Here is a 24739-nt window from a genome sequence, read left to right on the forward strand (position 1 = left end):
CGGGGCCGTACCCAACGACGAGGAGACGCCGATGGCACCAGCCATCATGCTCGCGGCGGACGCACCCAGACTGTCGTCCGCCAACACAGGCTTCATGCTGATCTGCTCCGCCCTGGTCATGCTGATGACCCCGGGCCTGGCCTTCTTCTACGGGGGCATGGTCCGCGTCAAGAGCACCCTGAACATGCTGATGATGAGCTTCATCAGCCTCGGACTCGTCACGATCCTGTGGGTGCTCTACGGGTTCTCGGTCGCCTTCGGGACCGACAAGGGCTCCCTGATCGGGTGGAGCTCCGACTTCGTCGGCTTCGGCGGCATCGACAAGGCGGACCTGTGGCCGGGATACACCGTCCCGACCTTCGTCTTCGCCGTCTTCCAGCTGATGTTCGCGATCATCACGCCCGCGCTGATCAGCGGCGCGCTGGCCGACCGCGTGAAGTTCACCGCCTGGTCGCTGTTCCTCGTGCTGTGGGTCACGATCGTGTACTTCCCGGTCGCCCACTGGGTCTGGGGCACCGGCGGCTGGGCCTTCGACCTCGGAGTGATCGATTTCGCCGGCGGTACGGCGGTGCACATCAACGCCGGTGCGGCCGCGCTCGGCGTGATCCTCGTCATCGGCAGACGCGTGGGCTTCAAGAAGGACCCGATGCGCCCGCACAGCCTCCCGCTGGTCATGCTCGGCGCCGGACTGCTGTGGTTCGGCTGGTTCGGCTTCAACGCCGGCTCCTGGCTCGGCAACGACGACGGCGTCGGCCCGCTGATGTTCGTCAACACCCAGATCGCCACCGCCGCGGCCATGCTCGCCTGGCTCGCCTACGAGAAGATCCGCCACGGCGCGTGCACGACCCTGGGCGCCGCCTCCGGCGCGGTCGCCGGACTGGTCGCGATCACGCCGTCCGGCGGTGCGGTCTCCCCGCTCGGCGCGATGGCGGTCGGCGCCGTCGCCGGTGTCCTGTGCGCCCTGGCCGTCGGCCTGAAGTACCGGTTCGGCTACGACGACTCCCTCGACGTGGTCGGCGTCCACATGGTCGGCGGTATCGCCGGCTCCCTGCTCGTCGGCTTCTTCGCCAGCGGCACGGGCCAGTCCGACGTCAAGGGCCTGTTCTACGGCGGCGGCCTCGACCAGTTCTGGAAGCAGTGCGCCGGGGTCTTCGGTGTCTTGGCCTACTCCCTGGTGGCCTCCGCGGTCCTCGCCTTCCTGCTCGACAGGACCATCGGGATGCGGGTCGGCGAGGAGGAGGAGGTCTCCGGCATCGACCAGGCCGAGCACGCCGAGACCGCATACGACTTCAGCGGCGCGGGCGGCGGCGTCATCGGCACCGCCGCCGCACCGGCCCAGGCCGTCACGCAGAGCAAGAAGGTGGACGCATGAAGCTCATCACCGCCGTCGTGAAGCCGCACCGGCTCGACGAGATCAAGGAGGCCCTGCAGGCCTTCGGCGTCCACGGCCTGACGGTCACCGAGGCCAGCGGCTACGGCCGCCAGCGGGGACACACCGAGGTCTACCGGGGCGCCGAGTACACCGTCGACCTGGTGCCCAAGATCCGCATCGAGGTCCTGGTGGAGGACGAGGACGCCGAGCAGCTGGTCGACGTCGTCGTCAAGGCGGCCCGCACCGGCAAGATCGGCGACGGGAAGGTCTGGTCCCTCCCGGTGGAGACCGCGGTCCGGGTCCGCACCGGCGAGCGCGGACCGGACGCGCTCTGAGCACGAGGACGGGAGTCGCCGGGTGACGCGCACGGACGCCGGACACAGGACAGGGGATTTTGGACCCAGCGGCTACGCGGCGGCCCGGCTGCGCCTCCTCACCGAGGAGGCGCGGTCCGGGCCGCCGCGCCGTTCGGCCCTGTCCCGGCTGACCGACGACTGGCTGGCGGGCCTGTTCGGCGCGGCGGCCGGCGGGTCGCGCGGCGTCTCGCTCGTCGCCGTCGGCGGCTACGGGCGCGGCGAGCTGTCCCCGCGCAGCGACCTCGACCTGCTGCTCCTGCACGACGGCGGCGACCCGTCGGCCGTCGCCGCCCTGGCCGACCGGATCTGGTACCCGGTCTGGGACCTCGGCCTCGCCCTCGACCACTCGGTCCGCACGCCGGCCCAGGCCCGCAGGACCGCGGGGGAGGACCTCAAGGTCCAGCTCGGACTGCTGGACGCCCGGCACCTCGCGGGCGACCTGGGGCTGACGGCGGGCCTGCGCACCGCGATCCTCGCCGACTGGCGCAACCAGGCGCCGAAACGTCTCCCCGAACTCCGCGAGCTCTGCGCCGAACGGGCCGCCCGGCAGGGCGAGCTGCAGTACCTGCTGGAGCCGGACCTGAAGGAGGCCCGCGGCGGCCTGCGCGACGCCACCGCCCTGCGCGCGGTCGCCGCCTCCTGGCTGGCCGACGCCCCGCGCGAGGGCCTCGCCGACGCCCGGCGGCGCCTGCTCGACGTGCGCGACGCGCTGCACCTGGCGACGGGCCGCGCCACCGACCGGCTCGCCCTTCAGGAGCAGGACCAGGTGGCCGCCGGGCTGGGCCTGCTCGACGCCGACGCGCTCCTGCGGCAGGTGTACGAGGCGGCGCGCGTCATCGCGTACGCCGGCGACGTCACCTGGCGGGAGGTGGGGCGCGTACTGCGGTCGCGCGCCGTGCGGCCGAGACTGCGCGCCCTCCTCGGCGCGGGGCGGCCGGCCGTCGAGCGCCGCCCGCTCGCCGAGGGCGTGGTCGAGCAGGAGGGGGAGGTGGTGCTCGCCCGCACCGCGCGCCCCGAACGCGACCCGGTGCTGCCGCTGCGCGCCGCGGCCGCCGCCGCACAGGCCGGCCTGCCGCTGTCGTTGCACGCCGTACGGCGCATGGCGGCCACCGTGCGGCCCCTGCCCACGCCCTGGCCCGCCGAGGCCCGCGAACAACTGGTCACCCTGCTGGGCTCGGGCCGCCCGACCGTCGACGTCTGGGAGGCGCTGGAGGCGGAGGGGCTGGTCACCCGCCTGCTGCCCGACTGGGAACGGGTGCGCTGCCGCCCGCAGCGCAACGCCGTGCACGTCTGGACCGTCGACCGGCACCTGATCGAGACCGCCGTGCGCGCCGCGGAGCTGACCCGCCGCGTCAGCCGCCCCGATCTGCTGCTGGTCGCCGCACTGCTGCACGACATCGGCAAGGGCTGGCCCGGCGACCACAGTGTGGCCGGCGAGATCATCGCCAAGGACGTCGCCGGCCGCATCGGCTTCGACGGCGCCGACGCCGCCGTGCTCGCCACCCTCGTACGGCACCACCTGCTCCTCGTGGAGACCGCCACCCGCCGGGACCTGGAGGACCCGGTCACCGTCCGCTCGGTCGCCGACGCGGTCGGCGCCCAGGGCACCCTGGAACTGCTGCACGCCCTGACGGAGGCCGACGCGCTGGCCACCGGACCGGCCGCCTGGTCCTCCTGGCGGGGCTCCCTGGTCGCGGAACTGGTCCGGCGGGTCTCCGCGGTCCTGGCCGGCGACGCGCCCGGCGAACGCGTGGCCGGCGCGCCCACCGCCGAACAGGAACGGCTGGCCGTGGAGGCCTTCCGCACGGGCGGCCCGGTGCTCGCCCTGCACGCCCGGACCGAGCCGCCGGTGCGGGAGCAGCCGTCCTCCGGTGAGCCGGAGCCGCTCGGCGTGGAGCTGCTGATCGCCGTGCCCGACCAGCCGGGCGTGCTGCCCGCGGTGGCCGGGGTGCTCGCCGTGCACCGGCTGACCGTGCGCACGGCCGAGCTGGACGTCCTGGAGCTGCCCGACGGCGTGGACGACGGCGCGGTCCTGCTGCTCGACTGGCGGGTGGCCGCCGAGTACGGCTCCCTGCCCGAGGCCGCCCGGCTGCGCGCCGACCTCGTCCGCGCTCTCGACGGCTCCCTCGACGTCGCGGGCCGTCTCGCCGAGCGCGACGCCGCCCACCCGCGCCGCCGGGGCGTGGTGGCGCCCCCGCCCCGGGTGACGGTCGCGCCGGCCGCCTCCCGGCACGCGACCGTGATCGAGGTCCGCGCGCAGGACGCGCCGGGTCTGCTGTTCCGGATCGGGCGGGCCCTGGAGGACGCCGGGGTGCGGGTGCGCAGCGCGCACGTGTCGACGCTGGGCGCGAACGCGGTGGACGCCTTCTACGTCACCACGGCGACGGGCGCTTCGCTGCCGGGCGAGGAGGCGGCGTCCGTGGCACGAAAGCTGGAGGAGACCCTGCGTGGGTGACGGGCGCCCGGCACCCGGCCACCGCCGGCGCCCGACCCGGGCGTCCGGCGCCGGCCCGCGGCCGTCCGGCCCCCCGGGCCTCCGGGCCTCCGTCCTCGCCGGCTTCCGGCCCGAGGTCGGGTCACCGCCGTCCGGCCCGCGTCGTGCGGACTCGGCCCGTGCGCGGTGGGCCGGGACCGGTGTGCGGCCCAGCGCGCGCTCGACCCCGCCCGCGCGCGGCGCGCCCCGCACGGTGCCCCGACGCCCGGTGCCGTCCGCGCGCCCGGTGTCCGTGTCCGGCGGGCGGGGACGAATTGCTCGCGCGGCCGGATACCCTGGAGGGCAGCCCGAAACGACCCCGACTCCGAGGACCGACGCCGCCGTGTTCGACACCCTCTCCGACCGCCTCAGCGCGACTTTCAAGAGCCTCCGCGGGAAAGGCAGGCTCTCCGAGGCGGACATCGACGCCACGGCGCGCGAGATCCGCATCGCGCTCCTCGAAGCGGACGTGGCCCTGCCCGTGGTCCGCTCCTTCATCAAGAACGTGAAAGAGAGGGCCCTCGGCGCCGACGTCAGCCGGGCCCTGAACCCCGCCCAGCAGGTCCTCAAGATCGTCAACGACGAGCTCGTCACCATCCTGGGCGGCGAGACCCGGCGCCTGCGCTTCGCCAAGCAGCCGCCCACCGTGATCATGCTCGCGGGTCTGCAGGGTGCCGGTAAGACCACCCTCGCGGGCAAGCTCGGCCGGTGGCTGAAGGAGCAGGGCCACTCCCCGCTGCTGGTCGCCGGTGACCTCCAGCGTCCGAACGCCGTCAACCAGCTCAGCGTCGTCGCCGAGCGCGCGGGTGTCGCCGTGTACGCGCCCGAGCCGGGCAACGGCGTCGGCGACCCGGTCAAGGTCGCCAAGGACTCCATCGACTACGCCAGGACCAAGGTCCACGACATCGTGATCGTGGACACCGCCGGCCGCCTCGGCATCGACCAGGAGATGATGCAGCAGGCCGCGGACATCCGCGACGCCGTCTCTCCGGACGAGATCCTCTTCGTCGTCGACGCGATGATCGGTCAGGACGCCGTCAACACGGCGGAGGCGTTCCGCGACGGCGTCGGCTTCGACGGCGTCGTCCTGTCCAAGCTCGACGGTGACGCCCGCGGTGGTGCCGCCCTGTCGATCGCGTCGGTCACCGGCAAGCCGATCATGTTCGCGTCGAACGGCGAGAAGCTCGACGAATTCGACGCCTTCCACCCGGACCGGATGGCCTCCCGCATCCTCGACATGGGTGACCTGCTCACCCTGATCGAGCAGGCGGAGAAGACCTTCAGCCAGGCCGAGGCCGAGAAGATGGCCTCCAAGCTGGCCTCCAAGAAGGGCCAGGACTTCACGCTCGACGACTTCCTGGCCCAGATGGAGCAGGTCAGGAAGATGGGCTCCATCTCCAAGCTGCTCGGCATGCTCCCGGGCATGGGCCAGATCAAGGACCAGATCAACAACATCGACGAGCGTGACGTGGACCGCACGGCCGCGATCATCAAGTCGATGACGCCGGGCGAGCGCCAGGACCCGACGATCATCAACGGCTCGCGCCGCGCCCGTATCGCCAAGGGTTCCGGTGTCGACGTCAGCGCCGTGAAGAACCTCGTCGAGCGGTTCTTCGAGGCCCGCAAGATGATGTCCCGCATGGCCCAGGGCGGCGGCATGCCCGGCATGCCCGGGATCCCCGGCATGGGCGGCGGCCCCGGCCGGCAGAAGAAGCAGCAGAAGAAGGCCAAGGGCAAGCAGCGCTCCGGCAACCCGATGAAGCGCAAGCAGCAGGAGCAGGAGGAGGCGGCACGCCGCGCCGCCGCGGCCCAGGCCGGAGGCGCCTTCGGGCTGCCGCAGCAGAGCGGTCAGGACTTCGAGCTGCCGGACGAGTTCAAGAAGTTCATGGGCTGACGCATCCGACCGTCACCCGCCGGGGGCGCCCCTCTTCCCGAGGGGCGCCCCCAGCGCATGCCGGGGCCTGGTCCGTGCCGTAACGTCCAGGTATGAGCAACGCCGCGCCACCACGCACGGACCCCGACCAGCCGTGGCGCACCGAGGGAACGCCGAGCGAGCCGCCCCGGCGGCCCGGCGGCCGGAGAGTACGCGGCGGGTGGTGGGGACTGCTCGTCGCCGCGGTGGTCGTCTTCCTGGGGGCCTACCTGGGCCTGACCTACCTCGGCAAGGGCGATGAGCCGACGATTTCCTACACGGAGTTCAGCCGGCAGGTCCAGGACAACAACGTCAGCAAGATCTACTCCAAGGGCGACGCGATCCAGGGCCAGCTCAAGCAGCCTCGCGACGACCCCGAGGGCGGCGGCGACTACACCAAGTTCCGGACGCAGCGCCCGGCCTTCGCAGACGACCGGCTCTGGCAGAACCTGAGCAGCCACGGCGTCACGGTCACCGCGCAGCCGGTCGTGCAGGAGCGGAGCTTCCTGGCCAACCTGCTGATCTCGCTGGTGCCGCTCGTGATCCTGGTGGCGGTCTGGATCTTCTTCGTACGGCGGATCGGCCCGGGCATCGGCGGCGGTCCGGGCGGCGTGTTCGGCCGCAAGGAGCCGCCGAGACCGGTGGAACTGCGGCCCGGCACCCAGCGCACGACGTTCGCCGACGTGGCCGGCATCGACGAGGTCAAGGGCGAGCTGGACGACGTCGTCGGCTTCCTGGAGCACCCCGACGCCTACCGCAGGATGGGCGCGAAGATGCCGCGCGGCGTCCTGCTGGCGGGTCCGCCCGGCACCGGCAAGACGCTGCTGGCACGAGCGGTCGCGGGCGAGGCGGGGGTGCCGTTCTTCTCGGCCTCCGCCTCGGAGTTCATCGAGATGATCGTCGGCGTGGGCGCCTCCCGGGTCCGCGAGCTGTTCGCCGAGGCCCGCAAGGTCGCGCCGTCGATCGTCTTCATCGACGAGATCGACACCATCGGCCGGGTGCGCGGCGGCGGGGCGTCGGTGAGCGGCCACGACGAGCGCGAGCAGACGCTGAACCAGATCCTCACGGAGATGGACGGCTTCTCCGGCTCGGAGGGCGTGATCGTCATCGCCGCCACGAACCGCGCCGACATCCTCGACCCGGCCCTGACCCGGCCGGGCCGCTTCGACCGGGTGGTCAACGTCCTGCCGCCGGACCGCAATGGACGCGAGGCCATCCTGGCCATCCACACCCGCGACATCCCGCTCGCCCCGGACGTGGACCTTGCCCAGGTGGCCCGGACGACCCCGGGCATGACCGGCGCGGACCTGGCCAACCTCGCCAACGAGGCCGCGCTGCTGGCCGTCAAGCGCAAGAAGGAGGCGGTGACGCAGGCCGACCTGTCGGAGGCGCTGGAGAAGGTGCAGCTCGGCGCCGAACGCACGCTCGTCCTGTCCCTGGAGGATCGCCGGCGCACCGCCTACCACGAGAGCGGGCACGCCCTGCTGGGCATGCTGCAGCCCGGCGCCGACCCGGTCCGCAAGGTCACCATCGTGCCGCGGGGCCGCGCGCTCGGCGTGACCCTGTCGACGCCCGAGTCCGAGCGGTACGCGCACTCCGAGGAGTACCTGCGCGGCCGCATCATCGGGGCGCTGGGCGGCATGGCCGCCGAACAGGTGGTCTACGGCGTCGTCACGACCGGCTCCGAGAGCGACCTCGAACAGGTCACCGGCATCGCCCGCGGCATGGTCGGCCGCTGGGGCATGAGCGAACGGGTGGGCCGGCTGTCCGCCCTTCCGGGCGACGCGCAGCAGGCGTACGGCCTGTCGGCGGCCCCGCAGACGCTCGACGTGATCGACACCGAGATGCGGCGCATCGTCGACGAGTGCTACGACGAGGCGTGCCGCAAGCTGAGCCGGCACCGCGGCCAGCTCGACGCGCTCGCGCAGGCACTGCTGGACAACGAGACGCTCGACGAACACGACGCCTACCGGATCGCCGGGATCACGCGCCTGCGGAAGGAGGCGGAAGCCTGAGCCGCCCCGCCCGCCCCGCCGCCCAGGCCGGGCCCGGACCGGTCTACGGCGTGCGGGCGATCAGATACCGGAAGACGTTCGGCATCCACACCGTCCCGTCCGGCCGCCGGTACCCGGCGAGCGCCTCCGCCAGCTCCTTGTCGACCTGCACCTGGTCCGTCGCCTCGACGGCCGCGTCGAACAGCCCCGTCGACAGCAGTCCCCGCACCGCGGTGTCCATGTCGGCGTACCCGAACGGACAGGCCACGCGCCCCGACCCGTCCGGCCGCAGACCGGCGCGCCGGGCCACCTCCTCCAGGTCGTCGCGCAGGGCGGGACGCCAGCTTCCGGGGCTGCGCAGCGGATCGGCCAGCCCGGTCGCCATCCGCAGCACCGCGGAGGTGGCACACCGTTCCGGCGGCCCCCAGCCGGCCAGCACCACCGGCGCCCCGTGCGCGGCCAGCGGCGCTGCGGCGGCGAGCAGCTCGCCGAGCCCGTCCGCGTCGCCGGCCAGGCACCCGATCGGCTCGAAGGCCGTCACCACGGTGAACGCGGGCGCGGCGGCGCCGGCGGCCACGTCCTCGGGCGAGCCCTCGACGATGCGCGGGGCCGGTTCCCCGGCGCCGCGAACGGTGGGGGGCGCACCCCGCGCACGCCGGGCGGGCGGCGCTGCGTCCACGCTCCGGGCCCCCGCAGGCGCGCGCGTGCCCCACCGCGCCGGCACCAGCCGCTGCCGCGCGAGGGCGAGCCGCTCGGGGCAGGCCGCGTCGACACCGGTGACCGCCGCGCCTCTGGTGGCCGCCAGCAGCAGGGCGAGCCCGGAACCGCAGCCGAGCCCCAGCAGCCGCGTGCCGGAGCCCACTTCCAGTCGCTCGTAGACGGCCTCGTAGAGCGGGACGAGCATCCGCTCCTGGATCTCGGACCAGTCACGCGCGCGTGCACGCAGATCGACGCGGGAGCCCTGTCCGGCGTGCCGTACGTGCTGCCGCACGAGCGTAGGTGTCATGGATCAGTGCCCCAATCAGCCGTGAGTTGCCGCTGTGCTCCTTCTCCGTGGCCCCCGTACAGTGCGCCCGCACTCCCGTATGCCAGGTAACTCCGCGCTCCCCATCGCGTCCAGGGGTCGCGGGGCCCTCATGCCGCCCGTGCGGGCCCGAAGGCGGCTTTTTTCCGCCCCCGCCCCCGTGCGCCTGCCGACGGGTCATGGCGACGGCATGTGCCAGGGTGAGCCCTGCCGTTGACCGGGCGGTGGCCTGATCGTGTCGCCGGCGATGACAACGGGTGGCGAGTACGGGGCCGGCGCCGGAACAGCTCTTCGCGGCCCTTCCGGGCTGGGGGAACAGCCAGTTCCGGCCAGGATCGCTCGTGCGCCGACCGGCCGGGCGGAGGGCCGGGCCTCTGCGTCCGCGCCGTCCGCGCACGTCGGGCGCGGTCCGCCGGCCCGGAGCGCCGACGGCCGCGTGGCCGGCCTTCGGCCGCCGGGGACGGGCCGGTTCCCGAGGGGGCGGGCGCACCCGGTAACGTCGCCGGTGCGCCGCACGCCGGTCGGGTACCGCGACCGGGCGGGACATGGCCGAAAGGCCTCTTGCGCGCCCCCGGACCGGCGCGCACGGGCGCGGGGGGACGGCCCGGGCCGGGGCCCGTACCACGGACTACGCACCGGCTTGGTGCGACCTGTGAGGCTTCTCCGCAGTTCAGCGCACCCGCCCTCGTCAGCATGCATCAGTGGCAACTGACGGGTACGTGCAAATTATTTGGGATGCCCCGGAATCGGAACACAGCGGCGGTCCGGCTCGTTGTCATTACGTGAGCACGACACCACCTGTTCTCGCCGCAGAGCTGGCACAGGCGTGGGCCGACATTCAGCGGTACCACCCCGAGCTGCCTGACCTTGCCGCGCCAGAGTCCCTGATCGGAGAGTCGTCGTCCGCCTGCGGGCACGAACTCTCCTTCGAGCGACTGCTCCATGAAGCAGTCCACGGCATCGCCGCCGCGCGCGGGGTGCGTGACACCTCCCGCGCCGGCCGCTACCACAACCGCCGCTTCCTCGCGATCGCCGAGGAACTGGGCCTGGACCACCCCGAGGAGCCGCATCCCAGCAGCGGCTTCTCGCTGGTCACGCTCAGTCCCGAGGCGAAGCGGCGCTACCGTCCGACGATCGAACGCCTGCAACGCGCCCTGAAGGCCCACACGGCGGCCACCTCCGAGGACGCCGGCCGCGCCTTCCGGGGCCCGGCCGCCCGGCACGGGTCCTCCGGCGGCGGGGTGCGGGTCAAGGCGGTCTGCGACTGCGGCCGCAACGTACGGGTGGTCCCGTCGGTCCTGGCCCAGGCCCCGATCGTGTGCGGGGGCTGCGGCAAGCCGTTCCGGATCCCCGAAGTGGTGGGCGCTGCGGCCGGCTGACCGCCTCCGGCATCTCGTGGATGCCGGGCGCGGTACGCGGAGCACGGCGGGGTGCCGTTCCCGGGCACCCCGCACCGCCGGGTAGCGCACCCACCCGCACGGCGCCCGTGGCACCGGGCGCCGCTCAGTCATGCCCGCACGCCGTCCCGCACCCCCGGCCGAGGCGATCCCCCGGGTGTGGCACAATGGCTAGCTGTACTCGACAGCCGCACAGGACCCCTCTCTCCTCCGGCTGACGCGTCCATCGGGCACTCGGGTACCGCAACCCCACGCGGCAGCTCCGCCGTGCCCAACCACGTCAATTCCAGGAGAACCCACTCCCGTGGCAGTCAAGATCAAGCTGAAGCGTCTGGGCAAGATCCGTTCGCCTCACTACCGCATCGTCGTCGCCGACTCCCGTACCCGCCGTGACGGCCGGGCCATCGAGGAGATCGGTCTGTACCACCCGGTGCAGAACCCCTCGCGCATGGAGGTCGACGCCGAGCGCGTGGCGTACTGGCTCTCCGTCGGCGCCCAGCCGACCGAGCCCGTGCTCGCCATCCTGAAGAAGACCGGCGACTGGCAGAAGTTCAAGGGCGAGCCCGCCCCCGCGCCGCTGCTGCAGCCGGAGGAGAAGGCCGCGCGTCCGTCGTTCGAGGCCCTCGGTGGCGACGACGAGGGCAAGGGTGAGGCGATCACCCAGAAGAAGAAGGCCGAGAAGAAGGACGAGGCCGCTGCCGAGTCCGAGTCGGCCGAGGCCTGACAGCATGCTCGAAGAGGCGCTTGAGCACCTCGTGAAGGGCATCGTCGACAACCCTGACGATGTGCAGGTCGCCTCGCGCAACCTGCGCCGCGGACGCGTGCTCGAGGTCCGGGTCCACCCGGACGACCTCGGCAAGGTGATCGGCCGCAACGGCCGTACCGCGCGTGCCCTGCGCACCGTCGTGGGCGCCATCGGCGGCCGCGGCGTCCGTGTCGACCTGGTCGACGTGGACGACGTCCGCTGACGCTGATCGCACCGGCTCGGGCCGGGGAGGGCCACTGGGCCGTCCCCGGCCCGTGGTCGTCCGGCCCGTAGTCGTCCACGACGTCACGCCGTGGGCACACGACAGGAGATCTACTTACAGTGCAGCTGGTAGTCGCACGGATCGGCCGCGCCCACGGCATCAAGGGCGAGGTCACCGTCGAGGTACGTACCGACGAGCCGGAGCTGCGGCTCGCCCCCGGCGCCGTCCTGGCGACCGACCCGGCCTCGGCCGGACCGCTGACCATCGAGACGGGCCGCGTCCACAGCGGACGCCTCCTGCTGCGTTTCGCCGGCGTCGGCGACCGCAACGCGGCCGAGGCCCTGCGCAACACCCTGCTGATCGCCGAGGTCGACCCGGACGAGCTCCCCGAGGGCGAGGACGAGTACTACGACCACCAGCTCATGGACCTGGACGTGGTCACGGTCGACGGGGTGGAGATCGGCCGGATCACCGAGATCTCGCACCTGCCGACGCAGGACCTGTTCGTGGTGGAGCGCCCGGACGGGACCGAGGTGATGATCCCGTTCGTGCAGGAGATCGTCACCGAGATCGACCTGGAGGAGCAGCGCGCGGTCGTCGACCCGCCGCCCGGCCTGGTCGACGACCGCGCGGTGATCGCGTCCGCCCGCGAGGCCGAGCAGGCGGGGGAGACCGGACGGGCCGGTGAGGACGAGCAGCCGCGCCGGGCCGCGGGGGCCGGGCAGGCCCCGGCCGCCCGGGAAGCCGGGGACGAGCCGTCCGGGGACGAGGCGTAGATGCGGCTCGACGTCGTCACGATCTTCCCCGAGTACCTCGAACCGCTGAACGTCTCCCTGGTCGGCAAGGCCCGCGCCCGCGGGCAGCTCGACGTCCACGTGCACGACCTGCGGGACTGGGCGTACGACCGCCACAACACGGTCGACGACACGCCGTACGGCGGCGGCCCCGGCATGGTGATGAAGACCGAGCCCTGGGGCGACGCCCTGGACTCCGTCCTGGCCGAGGGCTACGAGAGCGGCGTCGGCCGGCCGGCGCTCATCGTGCCGACCCCCAGCGGCCGCCCGTTCACCCAGGACCTCGCCGTCGAGCTGTCCCAGCGCCCCTGGCTGATCTTCACGCCCGCCCGCTACGAGGGCATCGACCGGCGCGTCGTCGACGAGTACGCGACCCGCGTGCCCGTGTACGAGGTGTCCATCGGCGACTACGTCCTCGCCGGCGGCGAGGCGGCCGTCCTGGTCGTCACGGAGGCCGTGGCCCGGCTGCTGCCCGGCGTCCTGGGCAACGCCGAGTCCCACCGGGACGACTCCTTCGCGCCCGGCGCCATGGCCAGCCTCCTGGAAGGCCCCGTCTACACCAAGCCGCCCCGGTGGCGCGGCCGCGACATCCCGGAGGTGCTGCTCAGCGGCCACCACGGGAAGATCGCCCGCTGGCGCCGCGACGAGGCGCTGCGCCGCACCACGGCCAACCGGCCCGACCTCATAGAACGCTGCGCGCCGGCGGCCTTCGACAAGAAGGACCGCGAGATGCTGTCCATCCTGGGCTGGACCCCGGACCCGGAGGGCGAGCCGCACGGCCGATTTTGGCGCAGGACCGACGCCGTGGAAGAATAGGCCGCTGTTGTGTGCCCGTCCGGCGTGCGCCCCTGCCACAGGGGGACACGACGCCCGCCCCGACACGCACGGCCATCCCCTTTCGAACATCTAGTTCCCGTTGATGACCTGTGGCATCAGCGAAGAAAGCAGACGACATGTCTCACCTGCTCGACACCGTCGACGCCGCGTCGCTCCGCGACGACGTCCCGGCCTTCCGCCCGGGCGACACCGTCAACGTCCACGTCCGCGTCATCGAGGGCAACCGCTCCCGTGTGCAGCAGTTCAAGGGCGTGGTGATCCGCCGCCAGGGCTCCGGCGTGCGCGAGACCTTCACGGTCCGCAAGGTCTCCTTCTCCGTCGGCGTCGAGCGCACCTTCCCGGTGCACACCCCGATCGTCGAGAAGATCGAGCTGGTCACCCGTGGTGACGTGCGCCGCGCCAAGCTGTACTACCTGCGTGAGCTGCGCGGCAAGGCGGCGAAGATCAAGGAGAAGCGCGAGAGCTGAGCGCCTCCCGGGGTCCGCCGCGGGGGCGGATAGCATCTGGCCCCGATGGACACCGAAGAACAGCCGACGGAGCGCGACCGCTCCTCCACCCCTCCCGGATCCGCAGCGATCCCGGACACCGAGGGGCCGGAGGGCCGGTCGCGTTCGTCGTTGGTGGCGCGGATCACGGACTGGCTCCCCGGCGGGCGGATCACGTTCACCCTGCTGACCTGCCTGGTGTTTCTGCTGCTCCTCAGCACGTTCGTGGCCCAGCCGTTCCAGATCCCGAGCGGGTCCATGGAACAGCGATTGAGGATCGGGGACCGCGTTCTCGTAAACAAGGTGGCGTACCGTTTCGGTGCCGAGCCGCGCCGCGGGGACGTCGTCGTCTTCGACGGCACCGGGTACTTCGGGGACGCCGACTACATCAAACGCGTTGTGGGTGTGGGGGGAGACCACGTGGTCTGCTGCGACAAGGAGGGGAGGATCCGGGTGAACGGCCGGTCGGTCGACGAGTCGACATTCCTGTACCCCGGCGACAGCCCGTCCACGGTGCCCTTCGACGTCACGGTGCCCGACGGCACCCTGTTCGTCCTCGGCGACCACCGCAGCGACTCCAGCGACTCCCGCGACCACCTGGGCTCGCCCGGCGGGGGCATGATCCCGGTCGGCGACGTCGTCGGGCGGGCCGACTGGATCGTCTGGCCGGCCGGTCACTGGACCCACCTGGACCGTCCCGGTGGCTACGCGCGCGTGCCCGCCCCCGGGGCGGCCGGACCGGAGAAGACGGACGGCGCCCATGGGTAACCGCGGCAAACCACGCGGCGTCCCCGCCGGGCCCGCGGAGAACCTCCTGCCCACCGGGGCGCGGCGCGCCACCGGGCCCGCCGGCGGCCGTACCCGCGCCGAGCGGCGCAAGCTGCAGCGCAAGGTGAAGCGCAAGCGCAGGCGTTCCACCGTCCGCGAGATCCCCCTCCTCGTCGGCGTGGCCGTCCTCATCGCGCTCGTGCTGAAGACCTTCCTCCTGCAGGCCTTCGTCATCCCCTCGGGGTCCATGGAGCAGACGATCCAGATCGGCGACCGCGTCCTCGTGGACAAGTTCACGCCCTGGTTCGGCTCCAGGCCGCAGCGCGGGGACGTCGTCGTCTTCCAGGACCCGGGCGGCTGGCTGGCCGGCGAGCAGACCACCCCGAAGAACGACCCCGTCGTGGTCAAGCAGGTCAAGGAGGCCCTCACCTTCATCGGCCTGCTGCCCTCCGAGAACGACAAGGACCTCATCAAGCGGGTCGTCGGTGTCGGCGGGGACCACGTCAAGTGCTGCGACGCGCAGGGACGGGTGACCGTCAACGGCGTCCCCCTCGACGAGGGCGGCTATCTGTATCCCGGCAACGCGCCCTCGAACACGCCCTTCGACATCACCGTCCCCCAGGGACGGCTGTGGGTGATGGGCGACCACCGGGACAACTCCGCGGACTCCCGCGCCCACCGGGACACCCCTTATGGCGGTACGGTCTCGGAGGACTCCGTCGTCGGCCGCGCCATGGTCATCGCCTGGCCCCTCGGCCACTGGAACACGCTGAACGAGCCCAAAACCTTCGCCTCGGTGACCGACGCGGCGTCCGGGTCGACCGCTGCCCCCCGCATCTCGCATAGGGTTGGCTTCGACGATCCCGACGGATCGGTTCGGCTCCCGACCCCTGCGGAACTCCCGCTCGTTATGGGAGTGGTGGGCCTGCGCCGCATATGCGGCAGGCGGCGGCAAGGAGTAAGGAGTTGGCGTGGGGGATGTGGCGGTTGGCGCACGGTCAGGAAGCGACGGCGAGGAGAACCGCGGACGCCCCCAGGGCGCGTCTGCCCCCGTCGCGGACGGACGCGTGACCTCCGGGAACGACTCCGGAGGACCCGAGGATGGCACGGTGACGGAGCAGAACCGGAACGATGACCAGGGGGCGGCCGGCCCGGCCCCGCAGCAGAGGAGGCAGCGCTCCTTCTGGAAGGAACTGCCCATCCTGGTCGGTATCGCGCTGGTGCTGGCGCTGCTGATCAAGACGTTCCTCGTGCAGGCGTTCTCGATCCCGTCCGACTCGATGCAGAACACCCTGCAGCGCGGCGACAGGGTCCTGGTCGACAAGCTGACCCCGTGGTTCGGCTCGGAGCCCGACCGCGGCGAGGTCGTGGTCTTCCACGACCCGGACCAGTGGCTGGCCGGCGAGCCGATCGCGAGCCCCAACGCCCTGCAGACCTTCCTGAGCTGGATCGGCCTCATGCCGTCCGCGGAGGAGAAGGACCTGATCAAGCGCGTCATCGGCGTCGGAGGCGACACCGTCGAGTGCCAGGGCACCGGCCCGCTCGTGGTCAACGGCAAGGCGCTCGACGAGCCGTACGTCTACCCCGGCAACACGCCCTGCAGCGTCGACCAGGAGGGCGGGCAGTTCAAGGTGCAGGTGCCCGAGGGCTTCATCTGGGTCATGGGCGACCACCGGCAGAACTCGCGCGACTCCCGCTACAACCAGAACGACGAGAACCACGGCATGGTCCCCGTGGACGACGTCGTCGGCCGCGCCATCGTGCGCGCCTGGCCCGTCAACCGCTGGGGCACGCTGCCCGTGCCGGACACCTTCGACCAGCCCGGCCTGGGCGAGCAGTCCTCGGCCGCGGGTGCCCTGACGGCCGCCCCGGACGGCGTCGCCCTCGCCGGGATGGTGCCGGTGGTGCTGTGGCGGCGCCGGCGGTACGCCGGCACGGGCACCGGCGGCGCGGCGGTGACCGTGACGGCCGGACGCCGCTGAGGCCGCTGACCGCCCGGCCGGTCCCCTCGCACCGCCCGCCCCCGTGAGCGCGGTGCAACCCTCGTGGAGCTTGTGACCTCGTCGGGGGCGAGGGGCTGCCCGGCCCCGGTACCGCCCGGTAGGGTGCGGGTCCATGGGTGGCGAGAGCACGACGCGTACGGCCCCGCGCGGCGGCGGCACGGGCAGCGGCCGGGCCGGACAGCGGCTTTCCGGCCTGGCGGTGGCGCTGGGCCTGGTGCTGTTCCTCGGCGGCTTCGCGTGGGCGGCGGTGGTCTACCGGCCGTACACCGTGCCCACCTCCTCGATGACGCCGACCATCGACGCGGGTGCCCGGGTGCTGGCGCAGCGCGTCGACGGCGCGGACGTCCGCCGCGGTGACGTCGTCGTCTTCCGCGACAAGGCCTGGGTGACCAACGCGCCCGTGGTCAAGCGCGTCGTGGCCGTCGGCGGTGACCGGGTCTCCTGCTGCGAGCAGGGCAGACTGACGGTCAACGGCAAGCAGATCGACGAGCCGTACCTGCCCGAGGGCAGCGCGGCGGAGATCACTGACTTCCCGACCGTGACCGTGCCCGAGGGACGCCTGTTCCTCCTCGGCGACGAACGCCAGGGCTCCCTGGACTCCACCGCCCACCTCACCGACGCGGCCGGCGGAACCGTCGCGCGCGGCGCCGTCACCGCCCGGGTCGACGCCGTGATCTGGCCGTCGAAGGGCATGCTGGAGCGGCCCACCGGCTTCGAGGCGCTCGGGCCCCTCTCCCAGCCCGGTCCGCTGCGCACGATCGTCCTGATGATCGTCGTCGGCGCCGTGCTGGTCCTGGGCGGCGGCGCCTACGGGCCGGTCGCCAAGGTGCTGGGCGGCTCCCGCAGCCGCTCCCGCTCACGGACGGAGCCCGCCGGTGCCCGATGAGGCCGCGCACACGGGCCTGGACGGGCACGTGCGGGAGGACGGCGGGCCGCGCCGGGTCTCCCGGGTGGTCCTGCTCGACCCCGAGGACCGCATCCTGCTCCTGCACGGCCACGAGCCCGGTGATCCGGCCGACGACTGGTGGTTCACCCCCGGTGGCGGCCTGGAGGGCGACGAGACGCGCGAACAGGCCGCGCTGCGGGAACTCGCGGAGGAGACCGGCATCACCGAGGTCGAACTCGGCCCGGTGCTGTGGCGGCGCAGGTGCTCGTTCCCGTTCGCGGGCCGCCGCTGGGACCAGGACGAGTGGTACTACCTCGCCCGTACCTCCCGGACCGCGACCCGGCCCCTGGCGCTGACCGAGCTGGAGCGGCGCAGTGTCGCCGGAGCGCGCTGGTGGACGTACCGGGAACTGTCCCGGTCGCATGAGACGGTGTATCCGACCAGACTCGCCGGGCTGCTGCGCACGCTGCTCGACGAAGGTCCCCCGGCCGCCCCGGTGACCCTGGACACGGAAATCGTCTAGGGCCTGCCGGAACTGGCGCACAATGGTGGGACCGCACGGCTGAAGGGGAACATGCCATGAGCGCCGAGGACCTCGAGAAGTACGAGACCGAGATGGAGCTGAAGCTCTACCGGGAGTACCGCGATGTCGTCGGTCTGTTCAAATTCGTGATCGAGACCGAGCGGCGCTTCTACCTCACGAACGACTACGAGATGCAGGTGCACTCGGTGCAGGGAGAGGTGTTCTTCGAGGTGTCCATGGCGGACGCCTGGGTCTGGGACATGTACCGGCCGGCCCGCTTCGTCAAGCAGGTCCGGGTCCTCACTTTCAAGGACGTGAACATCGAGGAGCTGAACAAGAGCGACCTCGAGCTTCCGGGCAGCTGACGACCGCGCGTACCTCCCGCGTCCCTCACCCCTGCGGGTGACGCGGTTGTCCACAACCGCCGAGTAGCCCACCAAGATCGACCGGGTCGGGCCGGATGCGTGACCGTTGGCGCCGGAGGTGGTGCCGACATGGACGCACGAGGTGCGATCGGCAGGTACGGCGAGGAGCTGGCGGTCCGCCGGCTGACCGAGGCCGGGATGGCCGTCGTGGAGCGCAACTGGCGCTGCGGCAGGACGGGCGAGATCGACATCGTGGCCAGGGACGGCGACGTCCTGGTCGTGTGCGAGGTGAAGACCCGCAGGCGCGGCGCCTTCGAGCACCCGATGGCCGCGGTCACGCCACGGAAGGCACAGCGGCTGCGCGACCTGGCCGAACGCTGGATCCAGACCCACGGGGGCGCACCGCCCGGCGGGGTGCGCATCGACCTGGTCGGCGTGGTGCTGCCCCGGCGCGGGGCCGCCCTGGTCGAGCACGCCCGGGGGGTGGCGTGATGGGCTTCGCGCGGACGTGCTCCGTGGCCCTGGCCGGCGTCGAGGGCGTGGTCGTCGAGGTCCAGGCGGACCTGGAACCGGGTGTCGCGGCGTTCACCCTGGTGGGCCTGCCGGACAAGAGCCTGAGCGAGAGCCGGGACCGGGTACGGGCCGCGGTGGTCAACTCCGGCGGTGAGTGGCCGCAGAAGAAGCTCACGGTGGGGCTCAGCCCGGCCTCGGTGCCCAAGGCCGGCAGCGGCTTCGACCTGGCGGTGGCCTGCGCCGTGCTCGGCGCGGCCGAGCGGATCGACCCGCGGGTGCTCGCCGACATCGTGATGATCGGGGAGCTCGGGCTGGACGGCCGGGTGCGGCCCGTCCGGGGCATCCTGCCCGCGGTGCTCGCCGCGGCGGACGCCGGGTACGAACAGGTGGTCGTACCGGAGTGCGCGGCGGCCGAGGCGGCGCTCGTGCCCGGCGTCTCCGTCCTGGGCGTCCGCAGCCTGCGCCAGCTCGTCGCCGTGCTGACCGACGAGCCCGTGCCCGAGGAGGAGCCGGACGAACAGGGACGGCCGGAACCACTCCTCGGCGGCCTGCGGGTTCCCGGCGCCGGCGCGGCCGCCGGTGTGCACCACGGCGGCGCGGCACAGCACGACGAGGGACACGACCTCGCCGACGTCGTGGGCCAGACGTCGGCGCGCACGGCGGTGGAGGTCGCCGCGGCCGGCGGGCACCACCTCTTCCTGGAGGGGCCGCCCGGCGCCGGCAAGACCATGCTCGCGGAGCGGCTGCCCGCCGTGCTGCCCCGGCTCGGCCGGGATGAGTCCCTGGAGGTCACGGCGGTCCACTCGGTGGCCGGGCTCCTGCCGCCGGACAAGCCGCTGATCGACGTCGCGCCCTACTGCGCGCCGCACCACTCGGCCACGATGCAGGCGCTCGTCGGCGGCGGCCACGGCGTCGCCCGGCCCGGCGCGGTCTCGCTCGCCCACCGGGGCGTCCTGTTCCTCGACGAGGCGCCCGAGTTCAGCGGCCGGGCCCTCGACGCCCTCCGCCAGCCCCTGGAGGCGGGGCACGTGGTGATCGCCCGCAGCGCGGGCGTCGTGCGGTTCCCCGCGCAGTTCCTGATGGTCCTGGCGGCCAACCCGTGCCCCTGCGGCCGCTACTCCCGGCGGGACACCCTGTGCGAGTGCCCGCCGTCGGCGATCCGCCGCTACCAGGCCCGGCTCTCGGGACCGCTGCTGGACCGGGTCGACCTCCGGGTGGAGGTGGACCCGGTGACCCGGTCGGAGCTGACACGGCGCGGCGCGCGGGGGGAGTCCACCGCGACCGTCGCCGACCGCGTGCGGGCCGCGCGCGAGCGGGCGGCGGCGCGGCTGGCGGGCACGCCGTGGCGCACCAACAGCGAAGTACCCGGCCGGGAACTGCGCAGCCGCTGGCATGCCGCGGCCGGCGCCCTGGACGAGGCCGAACGGAGCCTGGAGCGCGGTGTCCTCACCGCCCGCGGCCTCGACCGGGTCCTGCGTGTCGCGTGGACCATCGCGGACCTCGTCGGCCACGACCGGCCCGACGCGACGGACGTCGCCATGGCACTGCACCTGCGCACCGGAGTGCCGCGCGGGGTGCCCATGACCATCGGGGCACCGGCATGAGCGGGGCGCGGCGAGAGGGAGCGGAGGGGCGCCGCGACGCCCGGCCCGGCGACGACCAGGGCCGGCCGGACGGTGGGCGGCCGGGCGATGACGGGCCGGTGCACCGCACCGGCCGGCCGGCCGACGGCGGGGGACTGGACCGGGGTGACGGCCGGCCCGGCGGCACGCGCGGGGACGGCGACGTGTGGCGGGACGACGGCGAAGGGGGAGGCGAGGGCCCGCGGCCGGGCGGCGGAGCGCGGCGGGCGGACGGGGCGCGGTGGTCCGGGGGCGCACCCCGGGACGGGGACGTCCCGCGGGGCGGCGACCGGGGGCCGGACGCCCGCGTGCCACCGGACGACGGCGTGCCACCGGGCGACGGCGTGCAACGGGGCGACGGCGTGCAACGGGGCGACGGCGTGCAACGGGGCGACGGCGTGCAACGGGACGACGGCGAACTGCTGGCCCGCGTCCTGCTCAGCCGGGTCGTCGAGCCCGGTGACGCGACCGTCGGGCGGTGGGTTCGGGAGCTCGGGGCCGAGCAGGTGGCGCGGCGCCTGCGCGAGGGCGGACCGCGGCTCGGCGGCGTGTCGGACAAACGGTGGGCGGGACTGCGGGACCGGGCCGCCCTCGCCGAGCCCGAGCGCGACCTCGCGCTCGCGCGGGACGCCGGCGTACGGTTCGTGCGCCCGGGCGACACCGAGTGGCCCGCGCAACTGGACGACCTCGGGGACGCCCGCCCCACGGGTCTGTGGGTGCGCGGCGGTGCGGGCCTGCGGATGTGGGCCCTGAGATCGGTCGCGGTCGTCGGCGCCCGCGCCTGCACCGAGTACGGCGCCCACATGGCCGCCACGATCGCCGCCGGCCTCGCCGAACGCGGCTGGGTGGTGGTGTCCGGCGGCGCCTACGGAGTCGACGGGGCCGCCCACCGGGGTGCGCTCGGCGCCCGCGGTGCCACCGTCGCCGTCCTGGCCTGCGGCGTCGACCGCCCCTATCCCCGCGGGCACGCCGGGCTGATCACGCGGATCGCCGGCCAGGGGCTGGTGGTGGGGGAGCTGCCGCCCGGGGAGCACCCCACGCCGAGCCGCTTCCTCGTGCGCAACCGCGTCATCGCCGCACTCACCCGCGGGACCGTGGTCGTCGAGGCCGCCCACCGCAGCGGGTCACTGGTCACGGCCCGGGCGGCGCAGCGGCTGGGCCGCTTCGTCATGGGTGTGCCGGGTCCCGCCACCAGCGCGCTGTCCGCGGGCGTCCACGGTCTGCTGCGCGAGGAGGCCGTCCTGGTCACGGACGCGGCCGAGGTCGTCGAGCTGGTGGGCGAGATGGGTGAGCTGGCCCCCGAGCGGCGTGGCCCGGTACTGCCCCACGATCTGCTGCCACCCGCCGTCCGGCACGTCCTGGCCGCGATCCCCGGGGGACGCGCGGCGACGGCGGCCGAGATCGCACGCGGGGCGCGGACGACGGAGGACGACGCCGTCGCGAGGCTGTACGAACTCCGAGCACTTGGTTACGCCGAACGACACGACGACGGATGGAGGTTGACACGCCGGGCAGTGATCTGCGCACGGGCCGGCCGGGCCGAATGCTGACCGAGAGTGTTCGGCCGTCCGTGGCCGGGCCGGGCCCTCTGGGAATTACCGCTGTCGGGCGGACCGTCCGTCACGCCGGGTGACGGCCGTGACCCGGCGGGGCGCCGAGCGGAACGAATCTGCGCACGCATCGCGCCTCGCCGTTCGCGCACCGCGACGGCGCAGTCACGCTACGCTCACGAGGATTCCGGCACAGACGCCGGATCTCGACACCAGACCGACAGCTCACCCAGGCACCCCCCTTCCACTGCAGAACGGCACAAGGCGACGAATGCCCCAGCACACCTCAGGGTCCGACCGGGCGGCGATCCCCCCAGCCGCCCGCGACTCTGGCAGCGTGCGGCCGCCCGCTCCCTCGACGCTCGACGAGCTCTGGCGGTCGTACAAGGCGACGGGGGACGAGCGGCTGCGGGAGCAGCTGATCCTGCACTACTCGCCCCTCGTGAAGTACGTGGCGGGACGGGTGAGCGTGGGGCTGCCGCCCAACGTGGAACAGGCCGACTTCGTGTCCTCGGGAGTGTTCGGGCTGATCGACGCGATCGAGAAGTTCGACATCGACCGGGAGATCAAGTTCGAGACGTACGCGATCACGCGGATCCGGGGCGCCATGATCGACGAGCTGCGGGCGCTGGACTGGATCCCGCGGTCGGTGCGGCAGAAGGCGCGGAACGTCGAACGGGCCTACGCCGCGCTGGAGGCCCGGCTGCGGCGCACCCCGACGGAGAGCGAGGTGGCCGCCGAGATGGGCATCGCGGTCGACGAACTGCACGCGGTCTTCAGCCAGCTGTCACTCGCCAACGTGGTGGCCCTGGAGGAGCTGCTGCACGTCGGCGGCGAGGGCGGCAACCGGCTGAGCCTCATGGACACGCTGGAGGACACCGCCGCCGACAACCCGGTGGAGGTGGCGGAGGACCGCGAACTGCGGCGCTTCCTGGCGCGGGCGATCAACACCCTGCCCGACCGCGAGAAGACGGTCGTCACTCTCTACTACTACGAAGGACTGACGCTCGCCGAGATCGGCAACGTGCTCGGGGTGACCGAGAGCCGCGTCAGCCAGATCCACACCAAGTCGGTGCTCCAGCTCCGGGCGAAGCTGGCCGGCTTCGGTCGGTGACCCGCGCCAGGGCGGGACGGCGGCCGAACGCGCGGATCGGCCGAAGGGACCGGCCGAACGGAGGGTTCGGCCGAACGGCGGACCGGCGGGACGGGGGACCGGCCGTGGTCGCTCCCGCCGCTGCTGCCGCGTCCGTACAGTGGACGCCGTGCCAAGGATCAGAGCGGCCTCCGTGGCCGAGCACCGGTCGATGCAGCGTGCCGCCCTGCTGGACGCGGCACGGACCCTGCTGTCCGAGGGCGGGACGGAGGCGCTGACCTTCCCGGCCCTCGCCGAGCGGACGGGACTGGCGCGGTCGTCCGTGTACGAGTACTTCCGCTCGCGCGCCGCGGTCGTCGAGGAGCTGTGCAGGGTCGACTTCCCGGTGTGGGCCGCCGAGGTCGAGGCGGCGATGGCCCGCGCCGGCGGACCCGAGGCCAAGGTCGAGGCATACGTGCGCGGGCAGCTCGCCCTCGTCGGCGACCGGCGGCACCGGGCCGTGGTGGCGATCTCCGCGAGCGAGCTGGACGCGGGAGCGCGGGAGAAGATCCGGGCCGCGCACGGCGGACTGGTCGCGATGATCGTCGAGGCGCTGGGGGACCTGGGGCATCCGCAGCCCCGGCTGGCGGCGATGCTGCTCCAGGGCGTCGTCGACGTGGCGGTCCGGCGCATCGAACTGGGTGCGGCGGAGGACCCGGCCCGCATCACGGAGGCGGCGGTCGCCATGGCCCTGCGAGGCGTACGGGGCTGACCCCCTGGCGGCTTCCCGGCCTCGTGCGCGGGCGGGCCCGGACAGGCGCCGAGGTGCGCTGCCTCAAGCCCGCTCCCGGCGCCGGCCGGGGCAGCGACGCCGGAGAGACGCGAGCGTTCCGACCGGTCTCCGCCTCAGGACCCGCTCCGGCCTGACCCTTCCTGGCCGGTCCGGCCTTCCCGGTCGTGCTTGACCCTTCCTCGATCCCGGCCTGACCGTTCAGCTCCGGGTCCGATCCGGCCCGGCCGCCGTCTTCCGGCCTGATGTGAGCGAAGCATTCAGGGCAACGGCACCCCGAGGACCGGCAGCAGCCTCGACGGGCCCCCGTTCAGCAGCCAGGGCGGCAGCAGCGCCAGGGGGTTCAGGTAGGTGTCGCCTCGCAGCAGCCCCCAGTGCACGCACGTCGCCGCGCAGTGTGATCCGGTGGCCTCCACCGTGCCGATCACCTCGCCCGCCGCCACCTCGTCGCCCGCCTGTACCGAGGCCCGCACCGGCTCGTAGGTGGTCCGCAGCGGCGGGTCGCCCGTCCGGGTCAGCGCTACGGAGATCACGCCGCGGCCGGCCACCCGGCCCGCGAACAGCACCCGTCCCGGCGCCGCCGCGCGGACGGGAGCGCCCGCCGCAGCCGCCAGGTCCACCCCGCGGTGCCCCCGGCCGTACGCGGTCGCCGGGGGCTCCCAGCCGCGCAGTACCCGCGGACGCGCCCCCCGCCCGCCCACCGGCCAGGCCCGGCCCGCGGCCGGCACGGGACTCCGGGCGCCGGAGGGGCTCATTCCGGCCATGTCCGCCACCGCCACGGCCGACGGAGCGGGGCCGTCCGTCCGGGCGGCCGGCGCTCCGCGGCCGGCCGCCGAGGCGGGCAGCAACCCGAGCACCACGCCCGTCAGCAGTACCGGCACCATGGCGAGCCGCCGTCCCCGGCGCACTTGCGGGCAAGGCCCCGGCGGCCGTTCCGGCCGTACCCCCGTAGCGCGCATCCCTCGCTCCCCTCGCGTCCGCACCCTGCGCCCACGGTCCCGCACGCCGCCGATCACCCACTCGATCTGTGGACAA

At 73.6% G+C, this 24739-nt stretch carries 24 protein-coding genes; 22 read left to right on the forward strand and 2 right to left on the reverse strand.

Annotated elements, in window-relative coordinates; translation table 11 throughout:
• Window positions 1–31: 31 nt before the first annotated feature.
• The 5 genes from ABZ920_RS16925 (at window position 32) to ftsH (ending at window position 8128) form a co-directional block, all read left to right on the forward strand.
• On the forward strand, window positions 32–1372 hold the full coding sequence (locus ABZ920_RS16925; protein WP_361504722.1) for an ammonium transporter: 1341 nt from the start codon (window positions 32–34) through the stop codon (window positions 1370–1372).
• The gene (locus tag ABZ920_RS16930; protein WP_361504725.1) at window positions 1369–1707 is read left to right on the forward strand and encodes a P-II family nitrogen regulator; all 339 of its coding nucleotides are present in this window, start codon (window positions 1369–1371) and stop codon (window positions 1705–1707) included. Before ABZ920_RS16925 ends, ABZ920_RS16930 begins: the two co-directional genes overlap by 4 nt.
• A 22-nt stretch (window positions 1708–1729) precedes the next feature.
• Complete coding sequence (locus tag ABZ920_RS16935; protein ID WP_361504728.1) at window positions 1730–4183, forward strand: [protein-PII] uridylyltransferase; 2454 nt, start codon at window positions 1730–1732, stop codon at window positions 4181–4183.
• 361 nt (window positions 4184–4544) lie between these two features.
• Window positions 4545–6095, forward strand: a complete 1551-nt coding sequence (gene ffh / locus ABZ920_RS16940) for a signal recognition particle protein (protein WP_361504731.1) — start codon at window positions 4545–4547, stop codon at window positions 6093–6095.
• 92 nt (window positions 6096–6187) lie between these two features.
• Window positions 6188–8128 (forward strand): ATP-dependent zinc metalloprotease FtsH, encoded by a 1941-nt coding sequence (ftsH, locus tag ABZ920_RS16945; protein WP_361504734.1) that lies wholly within the window; start codon window positions 6188–6190, stop codon window positions 8126–8128.
• A 43-nt stretch (window positions 8129–8171) separates the two neighbouring features.
• Here ftsH and ABZ920_RS16950 read toward each other — a convergent pair whose 3' ends face one another.
• Window positions 8172–9113: an SAM-dependent methyltransferase gene (locus ABZ920_RS16950; protein WP_361504737.1), complete on the reverse strand. Its 942-nt coding sequence runs from the start codon at window positions 9111–9113 to the stop codon at window positions 8172–8174.
• 800 nt (window positions 9114–9913) lie between these two features.
• Here ABZ920_RS16950 and ABZ920_RS16955 point away from each other — a divergent pair.
• From ABZ920_RS16955 to ABZ920_RS17035, 17 genes are all read left to right on the forward strand, one after another.
• Window positions 9914–10510 carry a hypothetical protein gene (locus ABZ920_RS16955; protein WP_361504740.1) on the forward strand — a complete coding sequence of 199 codons (597 nt, stop codon included), beginning with the start codon at window positions 9914–9916 and terminating at the stop codon, window positions 10508–10510.
• Between the two features lie 322 nt (window positions 10511–10832).
• Entirely contained in the window at window positions 10833–11252 is a 420-nt protein-coding gene (gene rpsP / locus ABZ920_RS16960) for a 30S ribosomal protein S16 (protein WP_361504743.1), read from the forward strand.
• Between the two features lie 4 nt (window positions 11253–11256).
• Entirely contained in the window at window positions 11257–11496 is a 240-nt protein-coding gene (locus ABZ920_RS16965; RefSeq protein ID WP_030612780.1) for an RNA-binding protein, read from the forward strand.
• A 119-nt stretch (window positions 11497–11615) separates the two neighbouring features.
• Window positions 11616–12272, forward strand: coding sequence for a ribosome maturation factor RimM (rimM, locus tag ABZ920_RS16970; protein WP_361504746.1), 657 nt, complete (start codon window positions 11616–11618; stop codon window positions 12270–12272).
• Entirely contained in the window at window positions 12273–13106 is an 834-nt protein-coding gene (gene trmD, locus ABZ920_RS16975) for a tRNA (guanosine(37)-N1)-methyltransferase TrmD (protein WP_361504749.1), read from the forward strand.
• A 137-nt stretch (window positions 13107–13243) separates the two neighbouring features.
• Window positions 13244–13594 (forward strand): 50S ribosomal protein L19, encoded by a 351-nt coding sequence (gene rplS / locus ABZ920_RS16980; protein WP_086730257.1) that lies wholly within the window; start codon window positions 13244–13246, stop codon window positions 13592–13594.
• A 45-nt stretch (window positions 13595–13639) separates the two neighbouring features.
• The gene (lepB, locus tag ABZ920_RS16985) at window positions 13640–14380 is read left to right on the forward strand and encodes a signal peptidase I (protein ID WP_361504752.1); all 741 of its coding nucleotides are present in this window, start codon (window positions 13640–13642) and stop codon (window positions 14378–14380) included.
• Window positions 14373–15515, forward strand: coding sequence for a signal peptidase I (gene lepB, locus ABZ920_RS16990; protein WP_361504755.1), 1143 nt, complete (start codon window positions 14373–14375; stop codon window positions 15513–15515). Before lepB (ABZ920_RS16985) ends, lepB (ABZ920_RS16990) begins: the two co-directional genes overlap by 8 nt.
• Window positions 15448–16362: a signal peptidase I gene (gene lepB / locus ABZ920_RS16995; protein ID WP_361504758.1), complete on the forward strand. Its 915-nt coding sequence runs from the start codon at window positions 15448–15450 to the stop codon at window positions 16360–16362. The genes lepB (ABZ920_RS16990) and lepB (ABZ920_RS16995) overlap by 68 nt, the downstream gene beginning before the upstream one ends.
• Window positions 16363–16495: 133 nt before the next feature.
• The gene (gene lepB / locus ABZ920_RS17000) at window positions 16496–17269 is read left to right on the forward strand and encodes a signal peptidase I (protein ID WP_361504761.1); all 774 of its coding nucleotides are present in this window, start codon (window positions 16496–16498) and stop codon (window positions 17267–17269) included.
• Window positions 17259–17792: an NUDIX hydrolase gene (locus ABZ920_RS17005; RefSeq protein ID WP_361504764.1), complete on the forward strand. Its 534-nt coding sequence runs from the start codon at window positions 17259–17261 to the stop codon at window positions 17790–17792. Before lepB (ABZ920_RS17000) ends, ABZ920_RS17005 begins: the two co-directional genes overlap by 11 nt.
• 56 nt (window positions 17793–17848) lie before the next feature.
• Window positions 17849–18157, forward strand: a complete 309-nt coding sequence (locus tag ABZ920_RS17010; RefSeq protein WP_056791138.1) for a DUF2469 domain-containing protein — start codon at window positions 17849–17851, stop codon at window positions 18155–18157.
• Between the two features lie 99 nt (window positions 18158–18256).
• The gene (locus tag ABZ920_RS17015) at window positions 18257–18649 is read left to right on the forward strand and encodes a YraN family protein (RefSeq protein ID WP_361504767.1); all 393 of its coding nucleotides are present in this window, start codon (window positions 18257–18259) and stop codon (window positions 18647–18649) included.
• The gene (locus ABZ920_RS17020) at window positions 18649–20274 is read left to right on the forward strand and encodes a YifB family Mg chelatase-like AAA ATPase (RefSeq protein ID WP_361504770.1); all 1626 of its coding nucleotides are present in this window, start codon (window positions 18649–18651) and stop codon (window positions 20272–20274) included. Before ABZ920_RS17015 ends, ABZ920_RS17020 begins: the two co-directional genes overlap by 1 nt.
• 416 nt (window positions 20275–20690) lie before the next feature.
• Window positions 20691–21842, forward strand: a complete 1152-nt coding sequence (gene dprA / locus ABZ920_RS17025) for a DNA-processing protein DprA (protein WP_361504773.1) — start codon at window positions 20691–20693, stop codon at window positions 21840–21842.
• 271 nt (window positions 21843–22113) lie between these two features.
• Window positions 22114–22956, forward strand: coding sequence for an RNA polymerase sigma factor WhiG (gene whiG, locus ABZ920_RS17030; protein ID WP_361504775.1), 843 nt, complete (start codon window positions 22114–22116; stop codon window positions 22954–22956).
• Between the two features lie 172 nt (window positions 22957–23128).
• Window positions 23129–23686 (forward strand): helix-turn-helix domain-containing protein, encoded by a 558-nt coding sequence (locus tag ABZ920_RS17035; protein ID WP_361504881.1) that lies wholly within the window; start codon window positions 23129–23131, stop codon window positions 23684–23686.
• 278 nt (window positions 23687–23964) lie between these two features.
• Here the strand turns inward: ABZ920_RS17035 and ABZ920_RS17040 are convergent, their stop codons facing one another.
• A complete protein-coding gene (locus ABZ920_RS17040; protein ID WP_361504884.1) occupies window positions 23965–24468 on the reverse strand; it encodes a M23 family metallopeptidase in 504 nt (167 codons plus the stop codon).
• Window positions 24469–24739: the final 271 nt, after the last annotated feature.

Source organism: Streptomyces sp. NPDC046831, from assembly GCF_040645305.1.
Taxonomy (GTDB): Bacteria; Actinomycetota; Actinomycetes; order Streptomycetales; family Streptomycetaceae; genus Streptomyces.

What these genes read in the sequence shown, in the direction of transcription:
- ABZ920_RS17020 (WP_361504770.1), top strand. Translation starts at nt 18,649, where the DNA reads ATGGGCTTCGCGCGGACGTGCTCCGTGGCCCTGGCCGGCGTCGAGGGC.
- ABZ920_RS16925 (WP_361504722.1), top strand. Translation starts at nt 32, where the DNA reads ATGGCACCAGCCATCATGCTCGCGGCGGACGCACCCAGACTGTCGTCC.
- ABZ920_RS16965 (WP_030612780.1), top strand. Translation starts at nt 11,257, where the DNA reads ATGCTCGAAGAGGCGCTTGAGCACCTCGTGAAGGGCATCGTCGACAAC.
- lepB (WP_361504755.1), top strand. Translation starts at nt 14,373, where the DNA reads ATGGGTAACCGCGGCAAACCACGCGGCGTCCCCGCCGGGCCCGCGGAG.
- ftsH (WP_361504734.1), top strand. Translation starts at nt 6,188, where the DNA reads ATGAGCAACGCCGCGCCACCACGCACGGACCCCGACCAGCCGTGGCGC.
- whiG (WP_361504775.1), top strand. Translation starts at nt 22,114, where the DNA reads ATGCCCCAGCACACCTCAGGGTCCGACCGGGCGGCGATCCCCCCAGCC.
- lepB (WP_361504761.1), top strand. Translation starts at nt 16,496, where the DNA reads ATGGGTGGCGAGAGCACGACGCGTACGGCCCCGCGCGGCGGCGGCACG.
- lepB (WP_361504752.1), top strand. Translation starts at nt 13,640, where the DNA reads ATGGACACCGAAGAACAGCCGACGGAGCGCGACCGCTCCTCCACCCCT.
- trmD (WP_361504749.1), top strand. Translation starts at nt 12,273, where the DNA reads ATGCGGCTCGACGTCGTCACGATCTTCCCCGAGTACCTCGAACCGCTG.
- ABZ920_RS17010 (WP_056791138.1), top strand. Translation starts at nt 17,849, where the DNA reads ATGAGCGCCGAGGACCTCGAGAAGTACGAGACCGAGATGGAGCTGAAG.
- ABZ920_RS17040 (WP_361504884.1), bottom strand. Translation starts at nt 24,468, where the DNA reads ATGGCCGGAATGAGCCCCTCCGGCGCCCGGAGTCCCGTGCCGGCCGCG.
- ABZ920_RS16950 (WP_361504737.1), bottom strand. Translation starts at nt 9,113, where the DNA reads ATGACACCTACGCTCGTGCGGCAGCACGTACGGCACGCCGGACAGGGC.
- ABZ920_RS16930 (WP_361504725.1), top strand. Translation starts at nt 1,369, where the DNA reads ATGAAGCTCATCACCGCCGTCGTGAAGCCGCACCGGCTCGACGAGATC.
- rplS (WP_086730257.1), top strand. Translation starts at nt 13,244, where the DNA reads ATGTCTCACCTGCTCGACACCGTCGACGCCGCGTCGCTCCGCGACGAC.